This window comes from Commensalibacter sp. Nvir (assembly GCF_963921845.1).
In the GTDB taxonomy this organism is placed as follows: domain Bacteria; phylum Pseudomonadota; class Alphaproteobacteria; order Acetobacterales; family Acetobacteraceae; genus Commensalibacter.
This window is the reverse complement of sequence record NZ_CAWUGZ010000064.1, coordinates 1-4,870: the sequence shown is the minus strand read 5'-3', so window position 1 is coordinate 4,870 and position 4,870 is coordinate 1. Positions and strand designations below refer to the sequence as shown.

Below are 4,870 nucleotides of genomic sequence, written 5' to 3'. Positions count from 1 at the left end.
ATATAAAGAAAAATCAAAATTATCAGGCACAATGAATAAATTATATAATTAAAAATTTTAGAAAAGCTTATTAATTTCAAGTTTTAAACGAAAGTGTGGAGAAACAAAAATATGTTTGTATTGTATATTTATACTATTAAGGACACGAGAAGAAAAATCATTTAAGAAAAATAATAATATGTTTCTGAAAATTATGGTTGGTTTCATTTTTTTTGGCGGCCATTGTTATGAGTAGGTTCTTTCATTCAAGTTTAATTATTTTTTAAACGAATAGCTTTTTTAAGTTTAAAAATATGAACTCAGATTAGATTTAATCAATGTAATACAATAACTCAGTTTTCTTCTATTATAAGAACAATTCAGGAATTAAAAATTTTCACGTATAGTATTAAACTATTTATTTATATTATTGCCTTTCAAACCCTTTATAACTTAGCTGAGTTCTTAACAAAATATTCCTACAATCATTGTATAGGCAATACGAAATGAAGCATTCATAAAATTTAAAAATACCATCGCTAACGTTACTTGATGAGTATAATAAACGAAAATTACATTAAACGATTTATTTGCTTCAAAGATAATTAAAAGGTATTTTATAACATTGATGTAGATTATATTACTGGGATGTAATTATTCGTTAAAGTAACGTTGGTTATTGACCTCTCAATACCGTTTAAAATTTTTTTTTATATAAAATCATTTGTTTTGCGTCTTCTTTAAATAAATAAAGCATAATTTTTTTAAGGTTATTTTAAGGAGATAGTCAATGCGCTTCGGCCCAGCTTTTCCCTATGCCTGCTTCTACGACCAGTGGAACAGATATATGAACAGCTTTTTCCATTGTCTTTTTTACCAGAGTGGCAAAAGCATGTGCTTCTTCTTCTTTAACTTCAAACAACAGTTCATCATGCACTTGAATAAGCATTTTTGCATTTATGTTTTGATTTTCTATAATTTTATTCATATTAATCATGGCATATTTAATAATATCGGCTGCTCCTCCTTGTAAAGGGGCATTAATAGCTTGTCTCTCTGCATAGGCTTTTTGGGGTCCTTTTGCTGTTTTTATTCCAGAAATCCAACATTTTCTCCCAAAAGGAGTAAGAACATAACCATATTCTTTGGCGTGCTCTTGAGTAGTTTGCATATAAGCTTTAATTTCTGGATAGCGTTTAAAATATGTATCTATATAATTTTTAGCAATAGAAGAGGATACGTTTAGCTGTTTAGCCAATCCAAACGCACTTATACCATAAATAATTCCAAAATTAATGGCTTTTGCTTGTCTTCGAACTAATGGATCTATTTTTTGAATAGGTACGTTGAAAACTTCTGAAGCGGTTCTTGCATGAATATCTTCTTCGTTAATAAAAGATTCTTTCAATTGAGGAATATGGGCGACGTGAGCTAATAATCGCAACTCTATTTGCGAATAATCTGCGGAAATAAGTACATATCCTGGGGCAGCAATAAAAGCTTTTCTTATTTTCACACCTTCTTCGCTACGAATGGGTATATTTTGTAAGTTAGGGTCAGTGGAGGATAATCGGCCAGTAACCGTACCGACCATATTAAAACTGGTATGAACGCGTCCGGTTTTATGGTTAATACATTTGACCAATGCATCGGTATAGGTTGATTTGAGCTTGGCCAATTGTCGCCATTCCAATAGTTTATCGGCGATATCATATCCTTTATCGCTCAACTCTTGCAAAACACGTGAGTCCGTTCCCCATGCCCCTGTCTTCATGCGTTTTCCACCAGAAATACCCATTTTATCAAACAGTACCTCACCAAGTTGTTTAGGTGAGGCTAAGTTGAACTGTTCTTGCGTTTGAGAAAAAATTTCTTGCGCCTGATGGGACATTTTTTCATCAAAATCAATAGAGAGTTTTTTAAGTTGTTTTGTATCAATTAAAATACCATTTTCTTCCATCTTGGTTAAAACATGAACTAAGGGTCTCTCCATGTGCTCGTATAGGCTAAGAACCTGTTCAGTTCTTAATTTTGGTTTTAAGAGGAGCCATAATCTTAAGGTGACATCTGCGTCTTCTGCTGCGTATTCTGTTGCTTTTTGTCGATCAACTTTGTCGAATACTATACGATTTCTACCTGTTCCCGTTACCTCTTCATACAAAATTGTTTGGTGGCTAAGATATAGTTTAGCGAGTTCGTCCATATTTTGACGGTGTTTTCCTGCAGACTGTACATATGAAATAAGCATGGTGTCGTCATACGGAATAGGTAAAGGGAATTCATTGGAAATTAATACTAAACAATCATATTTGGCGTTATGAAAAATTTTTAGGACAGCAGTATCTGTAAGGAGAGGAGATAATTTTTCACGTACTATTTTTAAATCAAGCTGGTCTAAAAAAATATTATTTTCTTGGTCTGTGTGTTGAATGGGAATATAACAAGCCCTGCCAGGAGAGACTGCGATAGAGATACCGATGAGTTTTGCTTCAATTGCATTCAGGCTATTCGTTTCTGTATCAATTGCGCAATAATGGTTTTCTTTTATTAAATCTATCCATTTTTCGAGCTGGATTAGTGAGGAAATAGTTTCATAGTTGTGATAGGTAGCTGATATAGTAGATGAATCTTGATCCGTAGAATTATGATCGGAAGTAGTCTGGATTGGGATTGCTAAGTTAGTCTTTTGCGGCTGAATTTTAGCATAGCGTGACAATATAGAGCGAAAACCGTGTTTGGTTAACCAGGCTATTAAGCCTTCTTTGTTTTCGTTACAACATCCTAATTTGTCGATACCTAAAGGAAGAGGAATATCATCTTTGAGTTTGACCAATTGGTAAGAAATACGAGCGTTTGCTTGATAGTTTTCTAAACTTTCTTTTCTTTTAGAGGGTTTCATGGTTGGTATAGCAGCCAACACATCTTCTAATTCACCGTATTCGTTAAGCAAAGCAGCAGCAGTTTTGGGTCCTATGCCTGGTACGCCAGGTACGTTATCGACTGGATCACCCATTAATGCTTGTAAAGAAATCATTTTTGAGGGATATACCCCAAATTTTTCAAAAACCGTGTCTGCACTAATAATTTTTTCTTTGATAGGATCCTGCATGTAAACGTGATCATTGATAAGTTGCATTAAATCTTTATCCGAAGAAATAATGGTACATTTACCTCCTTCTTCTACAATTGCTTTGGCATAACTAGCTATTAGATCATCTGCTTCCCACCCTGTCATTTCAATTGTAGGTAAACCTAAGAGTTGTGAAGCTTCCCTGATAAGTGAAAACTGAGGCACAAGTTCTGCCGGAGGAGGAGGTCTTTGCGCTTTGTAAGTTGGATAAATATTATTACGAAATGTTTTTCTGCCAGCATCAAAAATAACTGCCATGTGGCTGGCTCGGCGTTCACGTATGAGTTTTAACATCATATTGGTAAAGCCGTACACTGCATTTACAGGCGTTCCCTGGGGGTCAGTCATTAAAGGTATACTGTGAAAAGCTCTAAAAATGAATCCTGACCCGTCGACAAGTATAAGGTGTTTTGCTTCAAAAGAGGTGCCGAGCATAAATTCGATCTTGCAATTAAGAAAAAGGGTTTTTTTGGTAAATAAAAAGTTTAGAACAATAAGGACAGACGATTTGTTCTGATTTAAATTTTAAGTAAATTTTAGGATGTCCAAATACAGGATGATTACCGTTACATGAAACAATTTTAGAGTGAGTATAAACGATCTCGTTATAATTGAGTTGCTGTTGAGTTGAAGAGGAAAATTTTTCAGTTTCCATGTAAATTATCCTTGTTAATTATCTGAAATAATTTCACACTTGAAAAGTGTTATTTTCAGAATGGAATTCTTTCAAATGTACATATCGTAATACTCTTAACATAAATTTTACCTCTGTGTATGCTTTTTATACAGGGGTAGTTTTTTTGATAAACTTAAAAATCGAACAAAGGTTAAAATATTAAAAAAAAAAGATACATGTAAAGCCGTAATGCGTTTGGATGCTCAATATAAATTTCGTATATCAGTAATAGAGATTCGAGTATTATAATTAAAATAGAAATATATAAAAACGTTTAGTTTCTCACTTTATAATCCAAAGACTAACTCCTTTGCTTTAAATTAAAAGAGGGAAGAACTTTTAATAAAAGAAAAAAAATGGAATGCTTCGTAATCCAGAGGAATTATAGGAAATGAATTTTTATGTCTGATAGAAGAAATTATTGTACTTATTTTAAGTAGCCCCGTTATTTATTTGTTATAATAATGGTATTTTATAAAATGTTCGCAATAAGTATGTCTAAGCAAGTAGAATTTTTAAGTTTTATTTCTGTATGGTTTTTGGAAAATGTTCTATCAAATTAATATAAAGATGAATAATTTCTTTACTTAATACTAAATAATTGTTGTTTGGATGACATTTGTCGGTTTGTATTTTATATACGGGTAGTAATTATATTGTGCATAAACCGATAAAGTTAATAAATGTGCTGTTTAAATGTTTTCTAGGTTTAAATTTTTTTTTAATGAGACAAAATCTAAGCATTCAAATATTATTTAAAATTGATAGTGCGTTTGGTTTGTTCTTGATTTTCAAATCAAACACGAGAGGATTATTTGTATGAAAAATATTTTTCCTATTTACTGATAACAGTTGAGCGAAAGTTTTAAAAGATAAAGTCATTAAATTTCTTAATTATGCGTCGGATAAAAATCCAGCTGGGATGTTCTTGTTTAAAACAATAGTTTGTATTTTAAATGTAAAACAACAATGTTTAAAAATAACAATGCGCCTTTTTATTTTTAAATGAAGTAAAGAGATATAATCTTAATTTCTGTACTAAAGAATTATTTTTGCAATTTTACAATTTTCAAGCACTGTATTAA

Annotated in this window: 2 protein-coding genes; both read right to left on the bottom strand. The window is 31.8% G+C overall.

The annotated features are described in order from the left end of the window. Nucleotides 1-766: 766 nt before the first annotated feature. Nucleotides 767-3,544: a DNA polymerase I gene (gene polA / locus AABE15_RS04590; protein WP_338330105.1), complete on the bottom strand. Its 2,778-nt coding sequence runs from the start codon at nt 3,542-3,544 to the stop codon at nt 767-769. 16 nt (nt 3,545-3,560) lie between these two features. Beyond that, nucleotides 3,561-3,764 (bottom strand): zinc-finger domain-containing protein, encoded by a 204-nt coding sequence (locus AABE15_RS04585; protein ID WP_338330104.1) that lies wholly within the window; start codon nt 3,762-3,764, stop codon nt 3,561-3,563. Between the last annotated feature and the right edge of the window lie 1,106 nt (nt 3,765-4,870).